Source organism: Akkermansia sp. N21169 (assembly GCF_029854675.1).
GTDB lineage: Bacteria > Verrucomicrobiota > Verrucomicrobiia > Verrucomicrobiales > Akkermansiaceae > Akkermansia.
Genome location: NZ_JARWNC010000021.1, coordinates 32,122 through 57,472 on the forward strand (window position 1 = coordinate 32,122; position 25,351 = coordinate 57,472).

The 25,351-nt window shown below is 52.5% G+C and carries 19 protein-coding genes and 1 tRNA gene; 12 read left to right on the forward strand and 8 right to left on the reverse strand.

Annotation, left to right across the window (positions count from 1 at the left end):
* Positions 1–83: 83 nt before the first annotated feature.
* From QET40_RS00465 to QET40_RS00485, 5 genes are all read right to left on the reverse strand, one after another.
* On the reverse strand, positions 84–596 hold the full coding sequence (locus QET40_RS00465) for a GNAT family N-acetyltransferase (protein ID WP_280125202.1): 513 nt from the start codon (positions 594–596) through the stop codon (positions 84–86).
* 4 nt (positions 597–600) lie between these two features.
* Positions 601–1,752, reverse strand: a complete 1,152-nt coding sequence (locus tag QET40_RS00470) for an endo-1,4-beta-xylanase (RefSeq protein ID WP_280125203.1) — start codon at positions 1,750–1,752, stop codon at positions 601–603.
* Between the two features lie 217 nt (positions 1,753–1,969).
* Positions 1,970–2,055: transfer RNA gene (locus QET40_RS00475), tRNA-Tyr, on the reverse strand.
* A 91-nt stretch (positions 2,056–2,146) separates the two neighbouring features.
* Positions 2,147–3,157 (reverse strand): prolipoprotein diacylglyceryl transferase, encoded by a 1,011-nt coding sequence (lgt, locus tag QET40_RS00480; RefSeq protein WP_280125204.1) that lies wholly within the window; start codon positions 3,155–3,157, stop codon positions 2,147–2,149.
* 17 nt (positions 3,158–3,174) lie between these two features.
* Positions 3,175–4,248: a M42 family metallopeptidase gene (locus QET40_RS00485; RefSeq protein WP_280125205.1), complete on the reverse strand. Its 1,074-nt coding sequence runs from the start codon at positions 4,246–4,248 to the stop codon at positions 3,175–3,177.
* Positions 4,249–4,454: 206 nt separating this feature from the next.
* On the opposite strand from QET40_RS00485, the gene QET40_RS00490 reads away from it, so the two are divergent.
* The 7 genes from QET40_RS00490 to rho all read left to right on the forward strand — a co-directional run bounded on the left by QET40_RS00490 (position 4,455) and on the right by rho (position 14,108).
* On the forward strand, positions 4,455–5,120 hold the full coding sequence (locus tag QET40_RS00490; RefSeq protein ID WP_280125206.1) for an Amuc_1102 family pilus-like protein: 666 nt from the start codon (positions 4,455–4,457) through the stop codon (positions 5,118–5,120).
* A 70-nt stretch (positions 5,121–5,190) separates the two neighbouring features.
* Entirely contained in the window at positions 5,191–7,041 is a 1,851-nt protein-coding gene (locus QET40_RS00495; protein WP_280125207.1) for an Amuc_1101 family PilM-like pilus complex protein, read from the forward strand.
* Between the two features lie 32 nt (positions 7,042–7,073).
* Positions 7,074–8,114 (forward strand): Amuc_1100 family pilus-like protein, encoded by a 1,041-nt coding sequence (locus QET40_RS00500; protein WP_280125208.1) that lies wholly within the window; start codon positions 7,074–7,076, stop codon positions 8,112–8,114.
* Positions 8,115–8,136: 22 nt separating this feature from the next.
* Positions 8,137–9,159, forward strand: coding sequence for an Amuc_1099 family pilus-like system protein (locus QET40_RS00505; RefSeq protein WP_280125209.1), 1,023 nt, complete (start codon positions 8,137–8,139; stop codon positions 9,157–9,159).
* Positions 9,160–9,231: 72 nt separating this feature from the next.
* Complete coding sequence (locus QET40_RS00510) at positions 9,232–11,955, forward strand: Amuc_1098 family type IV pilus outer membrane protein (RefSeq protein ID WP_280125210.1); 2,724 nt, start codon at positions 9,232–9,234, stop codon at positions 11,953–11,955.
* 124 nt (positions 11,956–12,079) lie between these two features.
* Positions 12,080–12,691: a dephospho-CoA kinase gene (gene coaE / locus QET40_RS00515; protein WP_280125211.1), complete on the forward strand. Its 612-nt coding sequence runs from the start codon at positions 12,080–12,082 to the stop codon at positions 12,689–12,691.
* On the forward strand, positions 12,684–14,108 hold the full coding sequence (gene rho, locus QET40_RS00520) for a transcription termination factor Rho (RefSeq protein WP_280125212.1): 1,425 nt from the start codon (positions 12,684–12,686) through the stop codon (positions 14,106–14,108). The genes coaE and rho overlap by 8 nt, the downstream gene beginning before the upstream one ends.
* A gap of 89 nt (positions 14,109–14,197) precedes the next feature.
* Here the strand turns inward: rho and cobA are convergent, their stop codons facing one another.
* Positions 14,198–15,721, reverse strand: a complete 1,524-nt coding sequence (gene cobA, locus QET40_RS00525; RefSeq protein ID WP_280125213.1) for a uroporphyrinogen-III C-methyltransferase — start codon at positions 15,719–15,721, stop codon at positions 14,198–14,200.
* A 141-nt stretch (positions 15,722–15,862) separates the two neighbouring features.
* On the opposite strand from cobA, the gene QET40_RS00530 reads away from it, so the two are divergent.
* Genes QET40_RS00530 through miaB form a run of 3 tightly spaced genes read left to right on the forward strand, consistent with a single transcriptional unit; the run spans position 15,863 to position 18,930 of the window.
* The gene (locus tag QET40_RS00530; RefSeq protein ID WP_280125214.1) at positions 15,863–16,267 is read left to right on the forward strand and encodes a hypothetical protein; all 405 of its coding nucleotides are present in this window, start codon (positions 15,863–15,865) and stop codon (positions 16,265–16,267) included.
* 40 nt (positions 16,268–16,307) lie between these two features.
* Positions 16,308–17,537, forward strand: coding sequence for a class I SAM-dependent RNA methyltransferase (locus tag QET40_RS00535; protein ID WP_280125215.1), 1,230 nt, complete (start codon positions 16,308–16,310; stop codon positions 17,535–17,537).
* Positions 17,538–17,559: 22 nt separating this feature from the next.
* On the forward strand, positions 17,560–18,930 hold the full coding sequence (gene miaB, locus QET40_RS00540; protein WP_280125216.1) for a tRNA (N6-isopentenyl adenosine(37)-C2)-methylthiotransferase MiaB: 1,371 nt from the start codon (positions 17,560–17,562) through the stop codon (positions 18,928–18,930).
* On the opposite strand, the gene QET40_RS00545 is transcribed toward miaB, so the two are convergent.
* Positions 18,906–21,083: a ComEC/Rec2 family competence protein gene (locus tag QET40_RS00545; RefSeq protein WP_280125217.1), complete on the reverse strand. Its 2,178-nt coding sequence runs from the start codon at positions 21,081–21,083 to the stop codon at positions 18,906–18,908. The two genes, miaB and QET40_RS00545, sit on opposite strands and share 25 nt — an antisense overlap.
* A 139-nt stretch (positions 21,084–21,222) precedes the next feature.
* Between QET40_RS00545 and QET40_RS00550 the strand changes: the two genes are divergently transcribed.
* Together QET40_RS00550 and lipB are read left to right on the forward strand one after the other, a co-directional pair.
* Positions 21,223–22,197: an N-acetylmuramoyl-L-alanine amidase gene (locus tag QET40_RS00550; RefSeq protein ID WP_280125218.1), complete on the forward strand. Its 975-nt coding sequence runs from the start codon at positions 21,223–21,225 to the stop codon at positions 22,195–22,197.
* A 24-nt stretch (positions 22,198–22,221) separates the two neighbouring features.
* Positions 22,222–24,030, forward strand: coding sequence for a lipoyl(octanoyl) transferase LipB (gene lipB, locus QET40_RS00555; RefSeq protein ID WP_280125219.1), 1,809 nt, complete (start codon positions 22,222–22,224; stop codon positions 24,028–24,030).
* 21 nt (positions 24,031–24,051) lie between these two features.
* Here lipB and QET40_RS00560 read toward each other — a convergent pair whose 3' ends face one another.
* A complete protein-coding gene (locus tag QET40_RS00560) occupies positions 24,052–25,149 on the reverse strand; it encodes an HD domain-containing protein (RefSeq protein ID WP_280125220.1) in 1,098 nt (365 codons plus the stop codon).
* Between the last annotated feature and the right edge of the window lie 202 nt (positions 25,150–25,351).

Consider the following 25,351-nt stretch of genomic DNA (forward strand, 5'->3'; position numbering starts at 1 on the left):
AAATCGCATGTATTGTACTCGAAGAGTTTCCCGTTGAAAGTTTTTTTTAGAATTAGGGGCGATTGTGGTTTTTGCAGTGGAATTTATGGCTCTTCACGGATGGGGAAGATTATGGCCCTTGGTATGATTTTTTCCATAAAAACGAATACCCATTTTTTTTGTGCGACAGCTTGTTCCCGAAAAACAGAGTACCCCATGGAGAGGTAGAGGGACAGATTGCGTTTGCTGAGATTGCTGGTGAAAAGTTCGAAGCGAACGACGGTATCGGGAGCTTTGTGCTCTATATAATTCAACAGTTGCTTCCCGTAGCCTTGCCCCTGGTAGCGAGGGTGGACCATGATTTTGCCGATGAAAAGATTTTTGTCTCGAATTGTACCTCGGACGGAGCCGATGAGGAGTCCTGCATTATTGTGCATGGAACAGATGATTGTGCCGGTTTCATATTGGCGTTTCAAATCATCCAGAGTTTCCAACAGGGGAGGAATGCGGTGATCTCCGACCAGTTCCGCTTCGCTGCGGTAGGCCAGATACTGGAGGTTCAAGATATCCGGTAGATCTGTTTCCTTGGCGAGGGATAGGCGGGGCGGGTGAATCATGGAGTTATCTTGAGGGATCCGCTTGGTGTTCCATAATCTCCTGAACGAAAGGTTTGGGCATGTAGTGTCGATCGAATAACAAGGGATAATCTACGCGGCCCCGGACGGGAAATCCGTTTTTCCATGAGTCTCCGTCCGTCAATCCCCATACCGTGACACGTGTAATGACATTGGAGTGTTTCAGAAAAAGATTGAAGAACTCTTTCATCCTGTTGTTCCACGCTTGCGATATGGCATCCGGCAGACCATCGGTGTATGGATCAATTGATTTCCGATAAGCGACCGTGTCGGCGATGTTGGCACCGGTTTGAACGTTTGGCAAGGCGCTCATATCCCATTCCGTAATCATGACGTTGACTCCGGCATTGCTGAAACTCAAGATGCTTTTCTCGAAATTGTCCGATTCGGGATACTTCATCCCCATATGGCCTTGCATGCCGACAGCATCAATGCGCAAACCCCGCTTTTTGAGCATTCCGATCAGTTCCACAACTTTGTTGCGCTTGGCTTTTGCATCCATGCCGTAGTCGTTGTAGTATAGCTCGGCTTGGGGATCTGCCTCGTGGGCATACTGGAAGGCAAGGGGAATGTATTCTTCTCCCAGGATTTCATAAAAGGGGCTTTTGCGCCAGGAACCGTTGGATTCAATAGCTTCATTGACAACGTCCCAGCCTTTGATGCGTCCCTTGTAGCGACTTACGACCGCATGGATATGGTCCCTCATGCGCTTTTTAAGTTCATCGGGAGATACCTTGGCTCCGTTTTCGTCAATACAGAACCATGGAGCGAGTTGGGAATGCCAGATGAGGCAATGACCAATGACGACCATGCCGTTTTTTTCGCCGAAATGCACCAGCTTATCTGCATCGGCAAAGTTGAATCGGTTTTTTTCCGGATGGATGGCGGAACTCTTCATGCAATTCTCTGCCACGATGGAATTGAAGTGCTGCTTGATGAGCCGGGTTGCCTGTTGATCCCGTCCGTTAACTTGGCGGGTGTTGAGGGCGACTCCCATCAGAAAGTTTCCTTCAACGGCCCGTTTTAGGGAATGTTCGGTATGTTCTGCGCTTGACGCGCTTTTCACCTCAATGAAAAACGCACATACGATACACAGAAGCCCGATATGACACTTCTTCCAAATGTGATGCGTTTTCATGGATAAACGATTGGTATGGATTAGCCCGGACGCAAGAGGGAGACTGGGTTACACAAATATCTCATTTGCCAAGCACATGATACGTCAATTGTTTCCTATTACCATGATAAATCGTTGTATTACACGGACGATTGGGGAGAAAGGGGCAAATCCGGCCCGTTATCCTGATTAAGGCAATAAAAAAACCCTTCTAACGAAGGGCTTTGTTGAACCACAATGGTGGGCAGGGCTGGATTCGAACCAGCGAAGTCGAAAGACAACAGATTTACAGTCTGCCCCGTTTGACCGCTCCGGAACCTACCCGTTCACGTGGTGCGGGCGGAATCTACCTGTTTTATGTAGTCGGATCAAGCCCTTTTTTGTATTTGGAGAAAAAAGTTTTTGGATGATCTGGCTAATTGACGGCCTGGACGGTTTTTTTCGTTTTGAACGCGTAGATGAAGAAGCCGGTTCCGATCAGGAAGAGGAAGAGGGAAAGGAATTGACCCCGAGTGAGATTGAACCAGACAGGGGAATCCGGCTCCCGGTAATTTTCGACGATAATTCGTCCTATGGCGTAGAGGAAACAGAAAATGCCGCTGAAGATGCCGTTGTAGGCTTTGGGGTAGAGGATACGTATACCCCAAAGGACAGTGAAAAGGATGATGCCTTCGGCCAGGCCTTCGTAAAGCTGAGACGGGTAGCGTTCGGGCAGGACGGATCCGACGATGTCTTTGATGGCCGGGGTATCACGAACGCGTTCGATCATCCATTGGGCCGAATAGGCGTCGGCTCGGTCGGGCAAAGGAGATGCCGCTGCCAGGTTTTGGAGGATGGAGTCGGGGCATTCGTCGTAGATTTTTTGAAGAGCCTGGTGGCGCAGTTGCATGTTTTCATGCAATTCGGCGGGGAATTTCATGCCGACCCATGAGTGGCTGTGGATAATGCGTCCATAGAGTTCTCCATTGATGAAGTTGGCCATGCGTCCGAAGAAGAGCCCTACCGGAGCGACAATGGCAAGCCCGTCGGTGATGGCAACCCAGTTTATGCCGTGCTTCCGCGCATAGTAGAGAGTGAAAAGCGTGACTCCGATGATACCTCCGTGACTGGCCATGCCTCCTTCCCAGACGCGGACGGCGGTGAGAGGGTCGGCCAGGAAAGCGTCCAGTCCCCGGTTGGGGATCCAATAGAAAATGACGTAGCCGAGACGGCCTCCGAGAAGTACGCCGAAGACGGCGGTCCAGGTGATGAAGTCGGAGAGTTTCTCTTGGGCGATAGGATAAAGGTTTTTTCCGGAGAGGTACTTGAGGAGGAAGTACCCGGCGACAAAGCCCATCAGGTAGGCAATGCCATACCATCGTATGGCAATCGTTTCTCCCAGTTGGAGGAGGATGGGGTTGAGGTCGTGGATGTATGTGGCGAACATGGGAGCCGCTTGTGTTTTTATATATATTGCGTGAGGGAGGCAACAGCCTTGGCGTCCAGACGGCGGACAAGGGCTTCGCAAAGGGCGATGGCCGCGTCAAAATCGGCTAGTGACATGATGCCGTTATGGGCATGAATATAGCGTGCGGGAATACCAAGAACGATGCAAGGAACTCCTTGTCCGGAGAGGTGGATGGCTCCGGCATCGGTACCTCCGGATCGGCGGACGGTGAGCTGGTAGGGGATGCCGGCGTTGAGGGCGGTCTCTTCTACAAGGCGGGCGAGGCGCGGGTTGGTAATGGCGGTCGGATCGTAAAGGCGGATTTGGACGCCTCCTCCGAGTTTCCCTTGGGATTCCGACGGAGCAAACCCCGGAGTGTCGTCGGCGGGAGGGCCTTCCAGAATGATGGCGCAGTCCGGGAGGATTGCCTGGGTAGCTGTTTTGGCCCCACGGATACCGACTTCTTCCTGGACGGTGGCGGTTGCAAGGAGGATGTTCGGGTGACCGCTTCGGGTGAGGCTGAGGGTGGCTGCGGTCATGGCGGCGAGGCCTGCGCGGTTGTCGAATGCTTTACCCATGACTCTTCCTTTGTTGCGGAGGTAGGTGAAGGTGGAGTCCGGGGTGACGGGATCCCCGGGGTGAACACCGAATTCATGGATGGCCTGGTCGGCGGATTCGGCTCCGATGTCGATGAAGAGGGCCTCCATGGTCATCAGGGATTTCTTTTGGGATTCGGGTAGAAGATGCGGAGGCTTGGAACCGATGACTCCTCGGATTTTTTCGCCGGAACGAGTGGTAATGATGACGCGTTGACTGGGCAGGGTATGCGTCCACCAACCTCCGATGGGGACTATCTGGAGGAATCCCTGCGGAGTGATGTTTTGGATGAGGAACCCGATTTCATCCATGTGTGCCGCCAGCATGATGCGCGGGCCGGAGTCTCCGTGTTCACAGATGGTGGACCCTGTTTTATCGGTGTAGAAGCGACCGCATCCCTGGAGGGAGGAGACGAATAGGGCTCTCACTTCATCTTCATGACCGGAGATGCCGGAGGCATTGGAAAAATTTTCCAGTAGATCGTAAGGTTCCATGGCGGGGGCAGAATGGAATTACGATGGCTTGAGGTCAAGAACCAAGAATGCGTGCATGGTAATTCGGTAGAGATAGGGAAAATCGCGGTTTACCCGCCTTCAGAGGGCTTGAGAATGCTTTTTTTTGCTAAAGGAGGAGAAATTGGAAGCTTTTGCTAGCCATGGGGGGGGATTTATTGTAGTAGAGATAAGAATTGAATTCTCCTATGAAGACTGCTCTTAAAATGATGTTGGCCGTAGCTGGCGCTTTTTCTCTATTCTCGGGCTCTGCTCAGGCAGAAACGGTGGTGAAGGTGGTCGGCCCCGTGAAGATTGAACGTGTCCAGTCCATGGATTCCCCGACAATCCAGGCTCAGACGAGGGATATGAGATTCAAGCCCAAGGCATGGGCCTACCTCGAAGCTGCTATCAAAGTCGATGCGCGGGATTCTGTAACCAGGAAGGCGCCTCTGTTTCTCAACGATTTGAAAGTCAAATTTTATGTGGCTGTCAAAACTCCCCCGGATGAACGTCCTGCCGGAACCCTCCTGTTGACCAAGGAAATTACCTATGTGAATGTCCCTGTCGGGGAAACATTCTACGCCTGCGTTTTCCTTTCTCCCTCTTCCGTCAAACGTCTGACCGGTTCGGAAACCGTGCTGGGTTCTCTCTTCGAAAAGACAGGAATTTCTATTTCTTATGGTGACAAGACCATTTATCCGGAAACGGGAGGACGCAAGAAAAACTGGTGGGAGAGCCAATCTCTTACCCTCAGCGAAAACTATCCTCTTCTCAGCAAGAACCAGACTCCTTTCATGATGCTCTGGTATGACCGTTACCCGGAAATCTCCCCCAAGAGCGACGAGAATTCCTCAGGCGGTGCTACCGAGTAACCCTGTTGCATGATCAAAATACTTATGTTATCTCTCTCAGTATATTACGAAATCCTAACACCACCAGTACATGTCTGATAGCCGACAAATTGTAGCGTTAAACGTGGGGTCCAAACGGGTAACGATGGGCGTCTTTACCCGTTCCGGCAAGAACGGTCTGGCCCTGAGCCGTTATGGATCGCGAGTCCTTGATCTTGATCCTTCCGAGGAATCCATGCGCCTTGGACAGATGAGTTCCGCCATCGGAGAGCTTGTCAGCGAACTCAAAGTTAAAGGCAGTACGGTCAACTACTCCGTTTCCGGACAATCCGTTTTCATCCGTTTCATCAAACTGCCCCCGATCGATAATGCCGATGTGACCCAGCTTGTTAAGTTTGAGGCCCAGCAGCAGGTACCGTTCCCGATCGATGAAGTAATCTGGGACTACCATCTTCTTCCTTCCAACGGACTGGAGCAGGAAGCTGTTCTTGTCGCTGTCAAGGCGGACGCCCTCAATAGTCTTGATGATGTCGTCGAGTCCCACGGATTAGTTACCGGCCAGGTTGATTGCGCTGTGGCATCAATCTATAATGCGTATCGTGACAGTTACCCGGATGACAATGACCCGGCGATGATTATCGACATCGGAGCCAAGACGACGGACTTGATCTACTGTGAGGCAGGCCGTTTCTTTACCCGCAGTATTTCAGCCGGCGGCGTGTTCATTACGTCCGCTATTGCCCGTGAGTTTAATACGAGCTTTATGGAGGCTGAACAGGCCAAGGTTACCAAGGGCCTCGTATCCATGACCAATGGACAGACGGAGGGAATGGATCCTGAAGTGGCAGCCTTGGCTACGAGTATTCGCAATGCGATGACCCGCCTTGCTTCCGAAATCCAGCGTACGACGAACCATTACCGGGCCCAGATGCATGGTAGTGCCCCTGTTAAGGCATATTTGTGCGGCGGCGGAGCTTCTCTTCCCTATACTAAAGAATTCCTTGAAGAACGTCTGGGAATCCCGGTTGCATTCTTCAATCCGTTGCACAATGTGGGCGTAGGTTCGCAGGTCAATGTGGACAAAGTGGCTGCCGAGGCATACATGTTGGGCGGCATTGTCGGTACCGCATTGGATGCCGTGGGACGTGCTGCGATCAATATCGATCTGGTTCCGACTGCTGTCGGTAGAAGACGTGAGGCCAAGCGCAAGTTGCCAAAGGTGATCATGGGAGTTGTTATCGCCGTGATTGGTGCCGGTATTTATACGGCAGCTTCCTTCATGAGTCTGGAACGTGCCGTAGCAGTGGAAAAAGTCGTTGGTGCAAAAGAAGAAAGCGTGCAGGCGTTGGCAAACAAGATTGCGAAAAACAAGACTGCCATCAACGATCTCAACGGCAAGTTGGCCCAGTACGAACTTCTTTCCCTGCAACGTTACGGCTATTCGTCCCTGCTCTCCGAGTTTGTGGATACGGCTCCTAGCGATGCTTTCTGGGTAACGGATTTTTCGCCGTTGACCAATTACAATCCCAACAACATTGACGGAATGTCGGGCGATGCCATCGTGAAGGATACCTTTGCGACGGAAAAGGCCAGTTCCATTGTCGTTCCTACTACTCCGGATGCTTCGGCTGCTGCCAAACGCCCGGGGGCGGGGCAGGCGAGTGCCCCCAAGCGGCTTGAAGTCAATGCCATTCTCTTGAAAGGTTTTGTTCGCAATGCCTTGGGAGGAGAATCCGTCATTCAGGACATCCGCAAGAAGATCGAAGCCAATGGAGACAAGTCCCTGTTTACCTTCAAGAAGCCCGATGGCTCTCCTTTGGAAATGAGACAGGTTCTTGCTGCAGGCGATGCCAAGACGAGCAATAATTTCGTCAAGTCATTCTCTCTGGTGTTGCCTCTCAAGCGTCCCTTGCCGGTTACGACTCAAGAACAACAGAACTAATCACCCACGGTAAAAGTTAAACGAACACTATTATGAGCAGTTGGATCAAAGAAAACAAAGCATCCATTATTGCCGGAGGAATCGGGGTTGTTCTCGTAGCGGGCATTGCCGCCGTGGGCATCTCCAAGAATTCGGAAGCCGAAATACTTCAGCAAAAAATCCGTTCGGCGGAAGGCAGCATTCAATCCATGGCCCGGGATGCCATGCCTCCTACTGAGGAGGTGTTGAAGCAATCGTCGGAAATCCTTAAGGATTACAAGGAAAGCATGTCGTCTATTGAGGCTCTTTATGCTCCATTCCGCAAAAATTGCGTTTTGGAGAATATTGACGCCCAGGCGTTCCAGAATGACTTGAAAAAGATGACGGCGGATTGGAAGAATGCCTGTGCGGCCAAGAACATTATTGTGGCTCCTGAAGCGCAGTATATGGGCTTCAATGCCTATATGGCATCGGCTCCGCCTTCGACGGCAGCTCCGATGTTAAACTTTGAGCGTCTGGGAATGAATTACTTCCTGACCAAGCTTGCCGAAAGTGGAGTGAGCAAATTCATGCGCGTGTACCGTGCTCCTCTTGCAATTGAAGCAGTGGGCGCAGATACCAAGGCTAAAAGTAACGCCAGGCCGGAAGTTTCTGCCCGTCCTCGTGGAGGTAAAAAAGCTTCTTCCGAGTTGTGGCAGCCGTTGACCTTCGAAGTCGCATTTATGGGAGACCGCCAATCGGTGGCTACGTTCCTGAATGATATTACGACGAACGACCAATATCTCTTCACGATTTCCGCTCTCCGCGTTAAGAATGAAATCCAGACGCCTCCTTCCTATGAGAAGCCCAAGACTGCCTCTGCGGCGGCCTCGGCTGTCAAACCTTCCTCTCCCGGTATATCTTTGGCCGGAGGAGTGGGAACGGGAGAGGTCAAGCGTGATGTGAGGCCGGCCGACAGCAATGAAGAGAATGATGCACCCAAGTCGGTGGAAATCCTTCGCCAGGTACTGGGAAATGAGAAAGTCAATGTCCATTTGGTCGTGAGTCTCATCTACTTCCCTGAACAGCCCGAAACTGCAACCAAGAACAAATAACCCCCATCGATAGAATCAAGTTATGTCTTTTTCAGAAAAATACGATAAAGTAGCTCTTGCTGTCGGCGGAATCCTGGGCCTGGCAGGTCTCGGTGTTGGCGCATTGACCTATGTCAATCTCGATGAGACCTACAAGGTAGACACGGCCGTTTCCAGTAACAAGGTATCCGTTCCCGGAGTGGATCAGTCCTTGGAGCTGGAGGCTTATCTGAACGAAAATCATGAGATCAAACGCCCCAAGGTTGGTGCTCAGAATTTCGATCTGTTCGTTGCTCCGGAACTGTGGTTGAAGTCTGGTGATACGACTCCGATCGATATTAATGCCGGACCTCCCATTCATCCTCCGATTCCCAATACATGGTTCCTGGAGAACGGCTTGGCGGATATCCTCCGTTTTTCTGATGCGCTGACGCAGGATCCCGATGGAGATGGATTTACAATTCGAGAGGAATTCGAAGCCAAGACGAATCCTAAAGACCCCAACAGTCATCCTCTGCTGATTGCCAAACTTGGCTTGACCGGCTTTTCTGCTACCGGCTATCAGCTCGTGTTCTCTTCCGACGACATGCCTCCCGACTACACCTTCAAGGCGCTGGCGCGTAATGGTGCCACATTGTGGCGTGAAGACGTTAAAGTTGACGCCACCATGCCCACGCCCAAAGAAGGTAAACCTGCCGTGCAGGATCCGGGGCGCTTCAAGTTGAAGGAAGTAACCAAAAAGGAATTTGAGTCCAAAACCGGAATCAAGGAAAATGAGTCTGTTGCTATCGTGGAAGATTTAAAACCCACGAAAGCAGGAACCATTTACGAGATCCGGAAGGGGAATAAATATCCTGCCGTTATCCAAGATAAATCGGTTGAGTTAACTATTTCCGCCGGACCCAAGTCTGGTGAAACCATCAAGGTTGAAGAAGGAAAAACTTTCACGATTCCTGGTGACGACAAGACGGTTTACACTTTGGAAACCGTTGACCTTAAGTCGAGATCGGCTATTCTCAAAGCCGAAATCGATGGCAAGAACAGAACCTGGAACCTGAGCAAATAATAAACAAATCGGCGCTTTTCTGAAAAAAAAGCTTCACAAATCTCGAAAATCTGCAAAAAGAATTACCTAACTATGGATCAAGCACCTCTCTATCATTCCAAGCGAAGCCTCATCGCTTTGATGGCCATCGCTGCCTCCTGCCCCTTTGTGCAGGCCGGTGACTACGGAGCCGTAGGCGCCTCCAGCGCCGCCGGTACCTCTGCCGCCGGTTACTATGGCGGTGGTCAGTCCGATATCGCCCGCAGGGCTCAGGCTCGTCGTGAAGAACGCACGCAGGAGTCCATGAGTACCTTGGAAAAAGGCCGCCAGTACTATCGCGACCAGAAGTACAAGGAAGCTCTGGATGAATACAACCGTGCTCTCGACATTCTGCCCAAGGCTCCCGTTACGGATTCCCGCCGCGCTTTCATTGTTCAAAGCATTGGGGAAGCCAGCGTTGCCCTTGCCCAGCAGTATGTGAAGATCGGCCAGTATGACGAAGCCCGCCAGCTTCTCATGGATGCGCTCAAGATCAACCCCTGCAACAAGCTTGCCCAGCGTGAACTTGATTACCTGGACGATCCTGTCCGCACGAATCCGGCCAAGACTCCTCAGTACGTCAAGGATGTGGAAGAAGTCAACAAGCAGCTCCGCATGGCATACGGGTTCTTTGACTTGGGGCAGTTTGACGCTGCCAAGAGCAAATTCCAGCAAGTGCTCCGCATTGATCCGTACAATACGGCCGCCCGTCGTGGTATGGAAACGGTGGATCGCCGCCGCGACCAGTACTACCGTGCCGCCTACGATCAGACTCGTGCCGAAATGCTCGCCGAAGTAACCAAGGCTTGGGAAACTCCTCTTCCTCTGGAAGTGCCTACAGATGGCGACAATAGCAGTTCCCAGCCGGTGGAAGCATATGGTGCTACGGCCAATACGATGAAACTCAAGTCGATCATCATTCCTGTTGTCGATTTTGAGGACACGACTGTTGAAGAAGCCATTGAATTCCTGAGAAACCGTTCCCAGCAGCTTGATAATAATCCCGGTGCGAATGGCGAACGCGGTATCAACTTTGTGATCAGTGATTCCCAGGCTGGCGGCAGTCCCGCTCCTACCGAAACCTCTCTTGATCTTTCCTTTGACGAAGGAACCGAAGGGGCCGATGCCGGAACACCCGCTCCCGCTCCCGCTCCTGAGCTCAAGACCAAGCGTATCAAGCAGCTCAAGTTGCGCAACGTTCCGATGATCGAAGTGCTGAAATTCATCTGCCAGAATGCCGGTCTGCGTTATAAGGTGGAAGACTATGCTGTCGCTATTCTTCCTGCCGGTGGCAATGATACGGATTTCTACACCCGTACGTTCACTGTTCCGCCGAACTTTATTTCCTCTCTGGATTCCGCTTCCGGTGAATCCGGAGACGGTGCAGCGGCCGATCCGTTTGCCGATACATCGTCATCCGGTGGTTCCTCCAGCATCCGTCCTCGGCCCCCGGTGACGACCTTGTTGAAGAACGCTGGCGTTTCCTTCCCTGATGGAGCTTCTGCTTCCTACTTCGCAGGTAACTCCACCCTTTTGGTGCGCAACTCCACGGCCAACCTCGATATGGTTGAGCAGTTGATTGAAAACCTGAAGGGCAAGAACAAGCAGGTCAGAATCATGACCAAGTTTGTGGAAATCACTCAGGAAAACACGGATGAACTCAGCTTTGACTGGGTGGTGACTCCGTTCTCCGCCAATGATTCCCGTTCCCTCTTTGTCGGTGGTGGCAATGGTTCCAGTTCCGGCTTGACGTCCAATGACTTCGTTTCTGCTCCGAACTCGAATGTCGGCAATTGGCCGATCAATTCGGCTAATAACCTGAACGGTCTCGCTACAGGTGGTGTCCGCTCCGGTAGCGCTGCCATTTCCAGAGACGGCATCGATAACTTGTTGCGTACTCAGAATCGTACGGAAGCTACTGCTATTAATCCGGCTCCCGGCATTCTGTCCATGACCGGTATTTACGATGAAGGTGCTTTCCAGGCTATTATGCGTGGATTGAACCAGAAGAAGGGTTCCGATGTTTTGACGGCTCCCAGCGTGACGGCCAAGCCCGGTGATGAAGCAACCATCCAGATTATTCGCGAGTTTATCTACCCGACTGCATTCGAACCCCCGCAACTTCCCCAGAGTACGGGTAACAACTACAATGACAGTTATCGTGGTTCGTCGTCGATTCTCGACGGTTTGACTGGTTCGAGCCAGCCCACCGTGAACTCGTTCCCGGTGACGCCGACGACTCCGACGGAATTCGAAATGAAACCTGTTGGTGTGACTCTCAAGGTGCAACCCCAGGTCGGTGAAAACGACTATGTGATTGAAATGGGCTTCGAACCTTCCATTATTGAGTTCGAAGGATTCGTCAACTACGGTAGTCCGATTCAGTCCACTGGTGTCGGCAGCGACGGTCAGCCCGTTTCCATCACGTTGACGGATAACCGTATTGAACAGCCCATCTTCTCCACTCGTAGCGTGAAGACCAGCCTGTTCGTTTACGACGGTCACACGGTTGCCATCGGTGGTTTGATTTCCGAAAATGTCCAGATGGTTGAAGACAAGGTACCGATCTTCGGTGATCTTCCCTTTGTCGGCCGCTTCTTCCGCGGTAATTCCGAAAGCCACATCAAGAAGAATCTGATGATCTTCGTGACAGGTCAGATCATTGATGCTACCGGCCAGCCGATTCGTGGTCGTGGCGCTTCGGATACCCCTGCCTCCCCTGGCGATACCGCCATGATCGGTGGAGCTGATTCCGGCCTTCTTCCGCCGGTTCCGTAATCGAAGGAGATTGCCAGCCATACGGCTTGTTTTGCAGGCAGGCACAGGTTATCCTGTGCCTGCTTTTTATTCTGTGGGATGAACGTGATCCGAACGATAGGAAGAAGAAAGCCAATCTATCGCAATGATGATGAAAGTGCTTGTATTGACAGGAGGGGTGGCCTCCGGTAAGTCGACCGTTCTCCGGCATTTGTTGGCTCTGGGGAATGGGAAGATTGTCTGTTTTGACTGTGACAGAGAAGTGGGACGTCTCTATGAAAGCGGTAGCGTGGCGCCTCTGTTGTTGGAAGCCTTTGGACCGGATTGCCTGCAGGCCGACGGTTCCGTCAATCGTTCCTGGTTACGGGAACTCGTTTTTGGAAATCCGGAGGAACGTTCCCGCCTGGAGGCGTTAATCCACCCGGTACTGCAACAAGAATGTCTTGCACGGGTGGATGCCATGCGGCAGAATGAAGCTGTTAAGGGTTTTGTCATTGATGTCCCTCTGTTTTTCGAAGGAGGGGCGGATTATGGTCAAGACGCGGTATGTGTCGTGGGTGTATCTCCGGAAACCCAGCGTATGCGTTTAGCCAGACGAAACGGATTTGGCGGTGAATTGATCCAGTCGATTCTTTCAGCTCAGTTGCCATTATCCGTAAAGCTGGCTCGGGCGGACATGGTTCTTTGGAATGAAGGACCCGAATCTCTCCTCTACAGCCAGACAGAACGTTTATATCATCATTTTTTTCATGAATGAAGAACAACAGGAATTGAACCTTGATCAGGAGGACCCCGTCCAGGACGTCGTTCCGGCGGGAGCTGTGGAAACTATTGTCCCAACAGATGGGGCGAGTCCCGAATATGCAGATAGTGTCCAACCTTCACAAATTGCGGAAGCTGTCTCTTCTGTGGAGCCGTTGCCCATTCTTTCCGTGAATGAACTGAGGCTGCATTCCATGACGGAGCTCCAGCAAATGGCCGAAAATACTTCGCTTCGCAATATCGGCGGACTGACGAAATCCCAATTGGTTTTTGAATTGGGCCGCTTGTATCTGCGTGAAGGGCGTGACCTGGTTGTAGAGGGAGTCATGGAGCAGGCCAAGGATAATTATGCCATGTTGCGTGATCCGGTGAAGAGTTTTCGCACGTCTCCCGATGATATTTATGTATCGGGTGAGTTGATTCGGAGACATGGCCTGAAAGTCGGTAATATGGTCAAGGTTCGTTTGCGCCGGTTGCGTCCGCATGACAAATATCTGTCTGCTTGCGAAGTGCTGGAGGTGGAGGGTATCCCTGTCGAGGAATATCGCGCCGTGAAGGACTTTGACAAATTGACGCCGTTGTTTCCGCGGGAACGCATTATTCTGGAGAATAAAGAAATCGATTCACCGGCGATGCGGGTTCTGGATCTGGTGACTCCCTTCGGCAAGGGCCAGCGCGGCTTGATTGTGGCTCCCCCCCGTGGAGGAAAGACGATTTTGCTCAAGACGATCGCACGTTCGATTCACGCCAATTACCGTGATATTGAACTGATTGTCCTCTTGCTTGATGAACGGCCGGAGGAAGTGACGGACTTTGAAGAAACGGTGGGAGTGTCCGTGTTTGCCTCTACGTTCGATGAACCTTCGCGCCGCCATGCCCAGGTTTCCGATCTGGTGATTGAACGGGCCAAGCGTCTGGTGGAGCAGGGGAAGGACGTTGTTATTCTTCTGGATTCCCTGACGCGCCTGTCGCGTGGCTATAATGCTAACCAGAGCGGAGGTCGCATTATGTCCGGTGGCCTTGGTTCCAATGCTCTGGAAAAACCGAGAAAATTCTTTGGAGCTGCCCGCAATGTGGAAGAGGGGGGCAGCCTGACGATTTTGGCGACCTGTCTTGTCGACACGGAATCCCGTATGGATGAAGTGATTTTTGAAGAATTCAAGGGAACGGGGAATATGGAAATCCGGTTGGACAGGGAATTGTCCGAACGCAGAATTTATCCCGCTATCAGTCTGAGTCAGAGCGGTACTCGTAATGATGACCGCCTGTATAACGAACAGGAGTTCCAGAAGATCCTCCAGGTACGCCGCCAGTTGGCCGTGCTGCCCGGCTGGGAAGGCTTGGAACTGCTGCTCAAGAATATCGCCAGAACGCAGAATAATGCGGAGTTGGAGATCATGGGGTTGCGTTAAGGCTATTTCTGCAACGTACCGACATTTTCAGGGCGAAGAGGGAGTACCCTCTTCGCCCTTTATGTTTCCGTGGGATGGGATTGGGACGGTTACTTCTTGCCGACGGCTTTGACGATGGCGGTCACAAGTCCGTCGATATCGTATTGCGAAGCCTTGATGGAAGGTGCATGACCAAGTTCCGTAAGAGCCTTGGTCGTAACGGGGCCGATGCTGGCTGCCTTGCATTTGTCCGGCCAGGGAAGATCAAGCTTGAAGAAGTTTTCCGCCGTAGAAGAACTAGTGAAGGTGATGATATCCGCCCCATCGTGGCGGAGGCGTTCCTGGGCTCCCTGGATGTCGTCCGTTTCGGCGACTGTCTTATAGGCGATACATTCGTCGACGATGGCTTGCATGTCGGCAAGTCCCGTGGCGATGACGTTTCTTGCTCCTTCGGCGTGGATCCACAGTATGGTCCTGTGTTCGATGCCTCCGATTTCCGGTCGGGCATCTTTGAAGGCCTTGACCAGGCTTTCCGCAACGGATTTCTGAGGCATGAGGTCGACAGCAAGTCCGTATTCCTTAAGTTTGGCTGCCGTTCCCGGGCCGATGGCGGCAATGCGGGCTCCTCCGATGTGGCGGATATCGTTGAAAGCGGCGAAGAAGGCTTTGAAGAATCGTTCGACGCCGTTCGGACTGGAGAAAATGAGCCATTCGTAAGAGTGGGCATCGACGACAGTTTCAGCGAAGCTCCTGATATCGGTCGGATCGGTGATCTGGATGGTGGGCAGCTCAATGACATCGGCACCCAGTGAACGGAGTTTTTTGCTGAGACCTCCGGCTTGTTTCCTTGTCCGGGTGACGACGATGCGTTTGCCGAAGAGTGGCAGTTTTTCAAACCAATTGATAGACGCGCGTTCCTGGACGACATCGCCGATGACGATGACGGCCGGTGATGACAGTCCGGCTTTCCGGACGAGTTGGTCTAGTGTTTTGACGGAACCGGCAACCGTTTTCTGACGTCCTGTAGTGGCCCATTGGATAGCTGCGGCAGGAGTGTCGGCATTTTGCCCGCAGGCAATGAGGCCTTTCATGATTTCGCCGAGGCGGCTCATGCCCATGAGGATGATTTTGGTGCCGCTTGCTTTGGCAATCCCTTCGAGGTCAAGTATGGATTCCCGTTTATCGGGCGATTCGTGGCCGGTGAAGACGGTGAATTGGGTGCAATGCTTCCTGTGTGTGACCGGAATGCCGGCGTAGGCCGGGCCGGCGATGGCCGATGTGATGCCGGGAACGATTTCGAAGGGAATCCCTTCTTGCTGGAGAGCTTCGGCTTCTTCTCCTCCTCGTCCGAAAACCATGGGATCTCCTCCTTTGAGGCGTACGACGTTTTTCCCCTCTTGGGCTTTACGGACAAGGAGACGGTTGATTTCATTCTGCGGAAGGGCATGGTTGGAAGAGCGCTTGCCGACGTATATGCGTTCGCATCCGGAAGGTGCCCACGTCGGGATGTCGGGGCAGATGAGAGCGTCGTAAACGAGGACATCGGCAGCTTCGATCAATTCTTTGCCTTTGACGGTCATGAGTCCGGGATCTCCGGGACCGGCGCCTACCAGGTAAACAGTGCCATTTTTCATAGTCGGGTGCATATGGATGAATCTATTGAACACGATCTCTTCGACCCGTGCCATCATATTCACCGGCATTGATGGTAAAAATGAATGAAGGAGTGACATTGGTGTTGCGTCCCGGCCTCCCTCTTGCAACAATCAGGCCTCATGAGACACGTGACGTTCATTGCCGGAGCACTGCTGAGTCTGTCCTTCTCTTCCTGCTCCACAAACCAGACGCCTCCTGCCAGCGATGGAGAGGCGAAGGTTGCTCCTGAACAGCCTGCAGCCTCTCCTGACAAAAAGGATGGAGAGGACAGCCGGGTGGTTCCCGTTGTCTTGCCCGGCAGCCAGGGGGCGGGGGCTTCCGGTTCCCTTGGAATTTTGTCGTTGCCTTCCGAAGTCCGGGATCCGTCCGCCGATCCGGATGATTACGCCATTCCTTCTGGGCCGCTCCCCGGAGAGGTTCCGAACGGTCTCCGGACTCCGACTCTTCCCGATGTTCTGCCTCTGACGTTGGATGGCAAGATCAATCCTGCGGCTGCTTCGCCTTCTCCCGTTTCTACTTTTTGATTCATTTCCCTACTCCTCGATTATTCTTTCCCATTGACTCATGGCCGATATACAACCCCCGAAAAAATTTCATCCCGAGCCATACCCTTATCATCATGAACTGGAATTGGAGATTGAATCATTGTCTAATTCCGGAGAGGGCATTGCCCGTGACAACGGCTGGGTGATTTTTGTCCCGTTTGCCCTTCCCGGTGATCGTGTGAAGGCCAGGGTGTGGCGCAATGACAAGAATTGTTCCTCCGCCGATTTGGTTGAGGTACTGACTCCGTCTGTTGACCGGGTGGAGCCGCAATGCAGGTTGTTCGGTTTTTGCGGAGGCTGTCAGTATCAGCATCTTTCCTACGACAAGCAACTGGAGTGGAAGACCCGCCAGGTTGCCGACCTGTTGCGTTTGCAGGCCGGGCTGACGCTTGACGTCAAGCCGGCGATAGCCTCGCCCGTCCGTTATCACTACCGTTCGAAAATTACCCCCCATTTCGACAAGCCGAAGAATTCTCAGGCAGGCCTGGGGCCGATTGGCTTCCTGAGGGTTGGTTCCCGGCGTGATATTGTCGATGTGCCGCAGTGTGAAATCGCTCTGGAATGTATCAACGAGGCTTTGCCGCAAGTGCGGAAGAACTATCAGAAAGCGGCATCCCAGTTCAAGAAAGGGGCGACCATCCTGATGAGGGCTTCCGAGGGGACGGTTATTACCAATAACGGGAGTATCGCTTCCGAAAAGGTAGGGAACCTCGAATTCCATTTCCTGGCTGGAGACTTCTTCCAAAATAATCCGTACATTCTGCCCTTGTTTACATCGTATGTGGCAGATGAAGCCTCCTCCGGTGGGGAAGAATATCTGGTGGATGCCTATTGCGGTTCCGGGTTGTTTGCCTTGACGCTTGCCTCCCGGTTCAAAAAAGTACTGGGGGTTGAGGTGAGCGAAAGTTCGGCTGATTGGGCCCGCAGCAATGCCCGGACGAACGGAATCGACCATGCAGAGTTCCTTGCCGCGGATGCGAGTGCCATTTTCGAACAGGTGACTTTTCCGTCCGGCAAGACGGCTGTCGTCATCGACCCTCCCAGGAAGGGATGCGATTTGAACTTCCTGACCCAGCTTTTTGCATTTGCCCCGGCCAAGGTGGTTTATGTGTCCTGCAATCCGTCAACCCAGATACGTGACTTGGCGGAATTTGACAAAGCCGGTTACCGGGTGACGTCCGTTCAGCCCTTTGACTTGTTCCCGCAGACGAAGCATCTGGAATGCGTCGTGACGCTTGTACGCGGCTGAAGAATCCAAACTTTCCATTTCCATGCCCAAGGTTTACATCAAGACATACGGCTGCCAGATGAACGAGCGCGACTCCGAACAGGTGGCCCGCATGTTCATTCAGGGAGGCTATACGATTACGGATCAAGAGGAAGAGGCTGATGCCATCCTGATCAATACGTGTTCGGTGCGTGATCAGGCGGAACAGAAGGCTCTTGGGAAAATGGGCATTATGGGCAAGTTTCGGAAAAACCGTCCCCATGTCGTCTATGCCATGATGGGGTGTATGGCCCAAAGCCGCCGGGATGAGTTGTTCTCATCACTCCCTCATCTGGATCTCGTCATCGGGACGCAGAAGTACCACAAGGTTTTCCGCTATGTGGACGATATCCTGAAAAGCCGTCTTGAACGCCGGATGGATAATCTGGCGCTTTCCCTTCAGGGTTCCCACGTCTGTGATGTAGACGAGGAGGAGGATTCCCAGAATGCCATCCGGGATCATGTCGATCCCGGTGTCCGTTCTTCGGCTTTTGTTTCCATCATGCAGGGTTGTGACATGAAGTGTTCTTACTGCATCGTTCCGTACACGCGCGGGGCGGAGCGCAGCCGTCCGATCGGCGACGTGGTGGATGAGGTGAAGATGCTGGTGGACAACGGGGTCAAAGAGGTCACCCTTCTCGGACAGATCGTCAACAGGTACGGGCGCCAATTCGGCCTTGAGGAAGGCAAGTCGGCTTTTGTCCGTCTGCTGGAACGGATCCACGACATTGAGGGACTGAAACGCATTCGCTACACGTCGCCACATCCCATCGGGTTCCGTGATGACTTGGTTCGGGCGTATACGTACCTGCCTAAACTGTGCAGCCACATCCACTTTCCGATGCAGAGCGGAAGCGACCGCATCCTGAAGCTTATGCGCCGTCCATACAGGAATGAAGCCTACATGGAATTATGCGAAAAAATGCGAGCCGCACGACCTGATCTGGCGATTACGACGGATATTATTGTTGGTTTCCCCGGTGAAACCGAAGAGGATTATCTGGAAACGCGCCGGGCGGTGGAGCGCATCCGCTACGACAACGCCTTTATTTTCCGCTATTCTCCCCGTCGCGGAACGCCCGCTGCCGAGATGGACGGACAATTGCCGGAACGTGTCAAGGAGGCGCGAAATCAGGATCTCCTGGCGGTTGTCAATGCAATTGCCGTGGAGCGCAATAATGCATTGGTAGGAACGGAGCAGGAGGTTCTTGTCGAAGGCCCGTCCAAAACAAACCGCGAAAGGTTGACGGGCCGTACGTCCCAGAATAAGCCTGTCATTCTGGACGGCTTGTCCGCGATGATAGGAGAAATCGTGCCGGTGAAGATTGAAGAATCGACGGGATTTACCCTTTACGGTTCGGTTGTAAGAGAGTAAAGGCCTGCCGTTGAAGGTGGAAAAATTTCATGTCCCAACTCGTTATTTCGCCATGGGGTAACGGATGGAGAATTATGATTCATATTTATTATTAGTGTATTGTGTGATGTGAGGTGATGGATTCTGACGGAGTTGGGAAGCAGGTCGAATGCCGGTTCCCGTTCCCCAAGGCAAACGATATCCCTGGCTCCGGTTCGGAGTATCCATTCGGGGGCGTCTATAGGATCGTGACGGTTGCGACCGATAAGGATAACATCCGCGTGGATGGAGTGTTCCGGCAGCATGAGAAGGTTGCTCATGGGGGCATCTCCAATGAAAAGAAGACGTTTCCCGTGGTTTTCCCACAGGATGGTCGGAGTATTGTCTGCGGCGATACCGGTGGAGAAGATTTTATGGGCCGGATAAATGGTGAAACATCCGGAGCGTTTGTGCCGGAGGATGACCGGTTTTGTGTCTGTCATGCGGGAGATATCCAGCTGTTGGATGTCCGGCCACTGTTGCAACAGGGCTTGCCTGCCTCCGGTCAGAGGAAGTGAGGCCTGTGTCAATATCAGGTAACGGGGCAGGAAACCGCAGGTTCTGAGAGCCGGAGTGACGATTTGTCGGGCGGCGTATTCGTTGCCGCAATTGATGAGAATTCCGGGGTTGCCTAGGGCGATGCAATACGCTTGTCCCGGCAGAGCCAGGACGATGGCTTCGGAGGGAGAGGCTCCGTTCGTCCAGGGCATAAGGGCATTGGGTTGGCCGGCAATCCATTGCGAGACGGAGAGCAGAATGGCGGCAGGGACGCGGGCGCAGGCGTTGAATAGTGCTGAGGCCATGGGGAGCCAGTGCATGAGGATGCTTAATATGCTGAATCCCATCAAGGGAGCGAGGAACGGCGCCATGAGGAGATTGGCTAGCGTAGAATACAAGTTGAACGTTCCGAAGTGAACGGCAGTAATGGGAATGGAAACCAGCCAGCAGGCAAAGGAAACCGCCAGAATCAATCTTGTGTTGCGTTCCTGGCGGACGAGGAATCGTTCTGTGGCGGAGTAGATTTTGGGAGGGATGAAGGGATCGGGATTCCACCAGGGCCGTAAGCGGTTTTCCAGTCCGGCAGTCAGGACAATAGCTCCGAAAATCAGAAAGGAAAGCTGGAATCCGGGGGTGAATAATTGCCGTGGATCTACGCACAGGATGACGATGGCTGCCAGGGCCAGGGTGTTGAGTGGATGGGTTTCCCTGCGGAGACACATTCCCAGCACGAAAAAGGCAATCATGATGTAGGCGCGGACGGCGGAGGTTGGCATGCCGGTGATGAATACGTACACGGCCAGCAAAATCAGAGAGAGGGCTTTGGCTTTGATCGGGTGAATGGGCAGGAGGTAGAGAAAGAAGAAGAGGATGGCGGCGGCCAGGCCGACATGGAGTCCGCTGACTGCGAAAATATGGAGGCTGCCACTGGTGCGGAAGTCGTCCATGACATCGTTCGAAAGTGATGTTTTATCCCCGAGGAGCACCGAAATCATAATTTGCGTCGGGATGTCTTTCCTGGCTCCGTGTTCGGATAGAATGCTGGCAACGGCATGGCGGCATTTTTCGGAGAGGGCCAGTAGCCGGCTTTTGAAATGTCCTTTTCCGGACAGACTTCCTTCGAAGGCGTTGAACCGGCAAGCGATTCCATTGCTGAGCAGCCAGGAGCGGCGGTCGAAGGCTCCCGGAGTACGGGGAGGATCAATAGGAATAGCCATGCCCCGGAAGGTCCAGTGTTCTCCGATGGATGGGGAAGATGTTTCCGGGAAACGGATTTCCAGCTTTTCATGGTTGTCATCGGTTTCCAGCCATGCTGTCGAGGTGTAGATTCTTGTAATGGATCCTGTGACTGAGGTAATGGTATCCGGATTGTTCAGGCGGGATGTGAACGACATGGCCGATTGCCTCTGAAGACTGTCCATCCGCAGACATCCGGCAAGGACGCAGAGAAGACAGAGGATGGCGAGCCTCCATTGGCTGACTGCTATGGGAAAAAAGGAAATCAGGAGGCCTGCGGCAATCCATCCCCGGGAACCGTTTCCGGCCATAATTCCCGTAACTAGCGCCAAGGCGGCAAACAGGAGAGGCCTTGTCAGAACGGTCTTCCTGAATGCTTCAAGGTTTGTAGGAATGCTCACATTTGCATATTTCTGTATATTTTTTAAGAAATCAAGCCGTGAAATTTGTGAAAGCTCTTATTTTCCTCTTGAGACAGGAAGTGAAAAACGATAATTTTAGTCAATCTCTCTCCGTATGGCAGGTTTCAGACATACATTCATGGTCTTTTGCTGCGTTGCCCTGGTTCTTGTGGCAATGGGAGCACGTGCCTTGGGGTGGGACTTTGTCGAAAAGAATGGGATCTCCTACGTGACGATGTCCAGTTTGCGCTCCTTCTACGGGTTTTCTCTGGAGAAAAAGGAAGGTTCCTCGCGGGTGTACGAAATGAAGGAGTATCGGCTCAAGGTACGACCTGCCTCTCAGGATATGTACATGAACGGTGTCAAATTTGTACTTTCCTATCCGATTGCTGAGGATCCGGTCAAAGGACTTCTTATTTCGCGGATTGATGTGACGAAGATTGTCGATCCGGTTCTACGCCCTAAATATATTCGTAATGGCAGAATGCTGGATACTGTAATAATTGATCCGGGACACGGAGGTCATGACAGTGGAGCCAGAAATAGAGTGTCTTTGGAAAAAGACCTTAATCTTCAAGTTGCGCGTCTTTTACGCAGTAAATTGCTCAAGGCTGGTTACAAGGTGGTCATGACACGAGAGACTGACCGTTATCTGACCCTTCAGGAACGCGTACAAATTGCCAACCGTTACCGCAATGCTGTGTTTGTGAGCATCCATTTCAATGACGGCTCGTCTTCTGCCAATGGCATTGAAACCTTTACCTTGGCTCCGGCCGGGACATCTTCCTCCATGTCCCGCAATGTGCGTCGGGAAGCGCTTGCCGGTAATTCGCAAGATAGTTCCAATATTGCGTTAGCAACGGCTGTACAGGGGAATTTGATAAGAGGGAAGAAATCCGTCACCAAGGGGATGAGGCCGTTTGACCGCGGGATCAAGCGCGCCAGATATTCGGTGCTCTGCACGATCCAGCATCCAGCTATCTTGGTGGAATGTGGCTTTCTTTCCAATGCTCGGGAAGCGACATTGGCTCGCACGGAAAGTTATAGGGATTTCCTTGCCGAATCCATTTGTTCTGGGATTCTACAATATAAGACGGCGTTGGGATGTCGTTAATGCTTGTTTGGTTTTTCTGGGTTCATGAATGTAGTTTGGTTACCCGGATTGCGTGATTACGACGAGGTTTTCGAATTGCAGGAAAGTCTTGTTACCGAACATCAGGCATGTCCCGGCAAGGAACCCGACTTGCTGCTTCTGGAACACGCTCCCGTTTATACGATCGGCAGGACGCGTGACCGGACGAGTCTTCGTGACACGGCTCATCTTCCCTATCCTGTCCGTGAGATCAACAGGGGGGGCCAGGCGACCTACCATGGCCCTGGTCAGCTTGTCGGGTACCCGGTTCTCCATTTGGATGCCTTTGACCGTGATTTGCACCGATACGTGGAGAGTTTGGAAAAAACGTTGATTGCGGCGTGTTCCGAATGGGGGGTTGCTGCCGGATTGAGGGAAGGGCTTGTCGGGGTGTGGGTGGAGGACAGGAAAATCGCCTCCATTGGAGTGGGTGTCAGGAAGTGGGTTTCCATGCATGGTTTTGCGATGAATATTCTTCCCTCCAGTTTACCTCCTTTTGAGTGGATTACCCCGTGCGGAATCCAGGGGGTGAGGATGACTTGCCTCGCACGTGAAATTCAGCCCCCCCCGGAGAGGGAGGCCGATCTTGTCCGTGAGTTCGGCAACCGTTTTGCTGCGTTGTGGCAGTCAACTTTTGAATCATTAAAACCAATGCACAATAATATCGACGACTCTATTTTCGAATGCTGTATTAACCGTCGGAAAACCGACAGCGTCAAGTGGGATCTTCATCCCGAAACGACGCCGGCCTGGATTGCCGATATGGATTTTCAATCTCCGGCTTGTGTCATTGATGCCCTCAAGGACAGGGTGGAGCACGGCGTGTTCGGTTACACCCTGCCTCCCGACGATATGGCGGACGTCCTTGTCTCCTACATGAAGCGTAACCATAGCGCAGATATTGATCCTTCATGGATCCTGCACATGGGAGGCTGCGTTCCGGCCTTGAGCACATCGGTCATGGCCGTGTGCGATCCCGGAGACTCGGTGATGTGCTGTACGCCCGTGTATCCTCCGATCCGTCATGCGCATGCCCATGGCAAATGCGAGTCTATCGAAGTTCCGCATATTTTCCGAGCGGGAGAATGGTTGTTCGACTGGGATGCCATGGAAGAAGCCGTACGCCCGGACACGAAGATGTTCATTCTCTGCAACCCTCAGAATCCATTGGGGAAAGTTTTGTCGCGCGAGGAAGTGTTGCGTGTGGCCGACTTCTGCGAACGCCATGATTTGATTCTATGCTCGGACGAAATCCATTGTGACCTCATGATGGATACCTCGGTCACTCACGAGACGGCTGTTTCTCTGCCGGAACGCTACCTCAAGCGCACCATCATGATGACGGCGCCCAGCAAGACTTACAATATCGCCGGTATCGGCTATACCATGGTTGTGATTCCATCCCCGGAATTACGGAAGAAATTTGATCGCACGCGCGACCATCTCCAGCCCTCCATCCACTGTTTCGCCTACCTGTCCGCCCGTGCCGCCTATTCACAGGGGGAACCTTGGCGCAATGCCCTGCTGGCTTACCTGCGGAAAAATTGCGAGACTCTCTATGCGTTCGTGTCCGACCGCATGCCTGATATTCGTATGGTGCCGATGCAGGCCACCTATCTGGCTTGGCTGGATTGCTCGGCACTGGGGCTTTCCAATCCGCAGGAATTTTTCATAGAGAAAGCCGGTGTTTTTTTGAACGATGGTGCAGATTTCGGGTCTCCCCAGTGTGTACGGTTTAACTTCGGCACCCAGCGAAGCTCCATGCTGGATGCTTTGGAAAGAATGGCAACGGCCGTCGAAACGCTCCGTGTCTGAAGGAGTGATGAGGCGCTTTTGTCAGAATAAGGTTTCCCCGTTTGGTTCTTCCTCCGGTTCCGTGTATGCGGGTGCCGGGGGAAGTTCTGTATAGGCGGGCAGAGGGAGGACTTCGTTGCCTGCCAACGGAGCTTTGCGCTGGAAGACATGGGGGGAGAGTTGTTCGCTCGTCGTGTAGGCGGAACGAAACATTTCCACCTTGGCGTCAAGGTTGTCGATGTAGTGCAGGACAGCTGCTTCCGGTGTCTTGGGGGGGACGGGGGAGCCGAAAGCCAGCTCGCCGTGATGGGAAGCAATCATATGCAGGAGGTGCAGGCGTACGAGAGCCGATGGAGGGTCAAGAGCCAGCCATCCGGAACTTTCCGGGCTGTCCATAATCTCCGCCCAGAGTTTATTGACCAGTTCAATGCCGAATGGAATGTGGCCGAGCAGTTCGCCTACTTCCGTATAAGGCATGGAGAAATCGCCTTCGGGATAGCAATTTTCCCAGAGTTTTCCGCAATCGTGGAAGAGGCATCCGGCAAGAACGAGGTCGCGGTTTAAGTCCGGATACACGGAACAAACCGCGTGAGCACAACACATCATCCCCCCGATGTGTTCGATAATTCCTCCCCTTCGGGCATGATGGTAGTTGCGGGCGGCTGCCGTTCTCTTCAGTCGATCTCTGAATTTGGTGCAAAATAGGGTACAAAGGGCATGTAAGCGGGGGTCGCTCATGCTGCCTATCAGCTCCACGATAGATTCCCAATCGCGATCCTGCTTGTTCTTCAACTCCGGACTGCCTAAAAAAAGCATATCGGTTTCCTCCGGAGAGAGGGGGCGGATTTGCAAATCATTGCCCTCGTGCCCGTAACTGTTTTTATTCCAAATTCCTTTGATAGAGAGGAAAGATTTTGGCTGTGACTGGATGAAATCGGTGAACCATGGCTTGTCCTCCCAGACTTTCAACGTCAGGGATTGTTCTCCGTCGGCCAGGGTGACGTCCAGATAAGGCTTGTTGTTCCGAGTCGTCTTTTTCAGACACTGAGTCAATTGAACATGAATTTCCGCGGCTATCGGAGAGTCGGCGGGAAGAGCGATCAATTCCTGGAGGGACAATAATTCCATGGCCTCTATCATGGCTGTTTTTGTGCCTTGGGTCAAGAAGGCAGGCAAAATATGGAAAAAGATACAGTCTGGAGTGGAAACGAACCGTGAATCGTATAAACGGTAGAGTTGTTGGAGAAAAATAATTTTTTTATATCTGATTGATATCGAGAGTATTTTGCGGTGATTGAAGATTTGGTGGAGAAAAAACTTTCAAAAGATGTTGACGTTTTCC

Excerpts from the sequence above, each read along its gene's own strand:
- QET40_RS00530 (WP_280125214.1), top strand. The coding sequence starts at position 15,863 with ATGAGACACGTGACGTTCATTGCCGGAGCACTGCTGAGTCTGTCCTTC.
- lgt (WP_280125204.1), bottom strand. The coding sequence starts at position 3,157 with ATGTTCGCCACATACATCCACGACCTCAACCCCATCCTCCTCCAACTG.
- QET40_RS00505 (WP_280125209.1), top strand. The coding sequence starts at position 8,137 with ATGTCTTTTTCAGAAAAATACGATAAAGTAGCTCTTGCTGTCGGCGGA.
- QET40_RS00560 (WP_280125220.1), bottom strand. The coding sequence starts at position 25,149 with ATGATAGAGGCCATGGAATTATTGTCCCTCCAGGAATTGATCGCTCTT.
- lipB (WP_280125219.1), top strand. The coding sequence starts at position 22,222 with ATGAATGTAGTTTGGTTACCCGGATTGCGTGATTACGACGAGGTTTTC.
- QET40_RS00550 (WP_280125218.1), top strand. The coding sequence starts at position 21,223 with ATGGTCTTTTGCTGCGTTGCCCTGGTTCTTGTGGCAATGGGAGCACGT.
- QET40_RS00465 (WP_280125202.1), bottom strand. The coding sequence starts at position 596 with ATGATTCACCCGCCCCGCCTATCCCTCGCCAAGGAAACAGATCTACCG.
- QET40_RS00510 (WP_280125210.1), top strand. The coding sequence starts at position 9,232 with ATGGATCAAGCACCTCTCTATCATTCCAAGCGAAGCCTCATCGCTTTG.
- miaB (WP_280125216.1), top strand. The coding sequence starts at position 17,560 with ATGCCCAAGGTTTACATCAAGACATACGGCTGCCAGATGAACGAGCGC.
- QET40_RS00495 (WP_280125207.1), top strand. The coding sequence starts at position 5,191 with ATGTCTGATAGCCGACAAATTGTAGCGTTAAACGTGGGGTCCAAACGG.
- coaE (WP_280125211.1), top strand. The coding sequence starts at position 12,080 with ATGATGATGAAAGTGCTTGTATTGACAGGAGGGGTGGCCTCCGGTAAG.
- cobA (WP_280125213.1), bottom strand. The coding sequence starts at position 15,721 with ATGAAAAATGGCACTGTTTACCTGGTAGGCGCCGGTCCCGGAGATCCC.
- QET40_RS00470 (WP_280125203.1), bottom strand. The coding sequence starts at position 1,752 with ATGAAAACGCATCACATTTGGAAGAAGTGTCATATCGGGCTTCTGTGT.
- rho (WP_280125212.1), top strand. The coding sequence starts at position 12,684 with ATGAATGAAGAACAACAGGAATTGAACCTTGATCAGGAGGACCCCGTC.
- QET40_RS00535 (WP_280125215.1), top strand. The coding sequence starts at position 16,308 with ATGGCCGATATACAACCCCCGAAAAAATTTCATCCCGAGCCATACCCT.
- QET40_RS00500 (WP_280125208.1), top strand. The coding sequence starts at position 7,074 with ATGAGCAGTTGGATCAAAGAAAACAAAGCATCCATTATTGCCGGAGGA.
- QET40_RS00490 (WP_280125206.1), top strand. The coding sequence starts at position 4,455 with ATGAAGACTGCTCTTAAAATGATGTTGGCCGTAGCTGGCGCTTTTTCT.
- QET40_RS00485 (WP_280125205.1), bottom strand. The coding sequence starts at position 4,248 with ATGGAACCTTACGATCTACTGGAAAATTTTTCCAATGCCTCCGGCATC.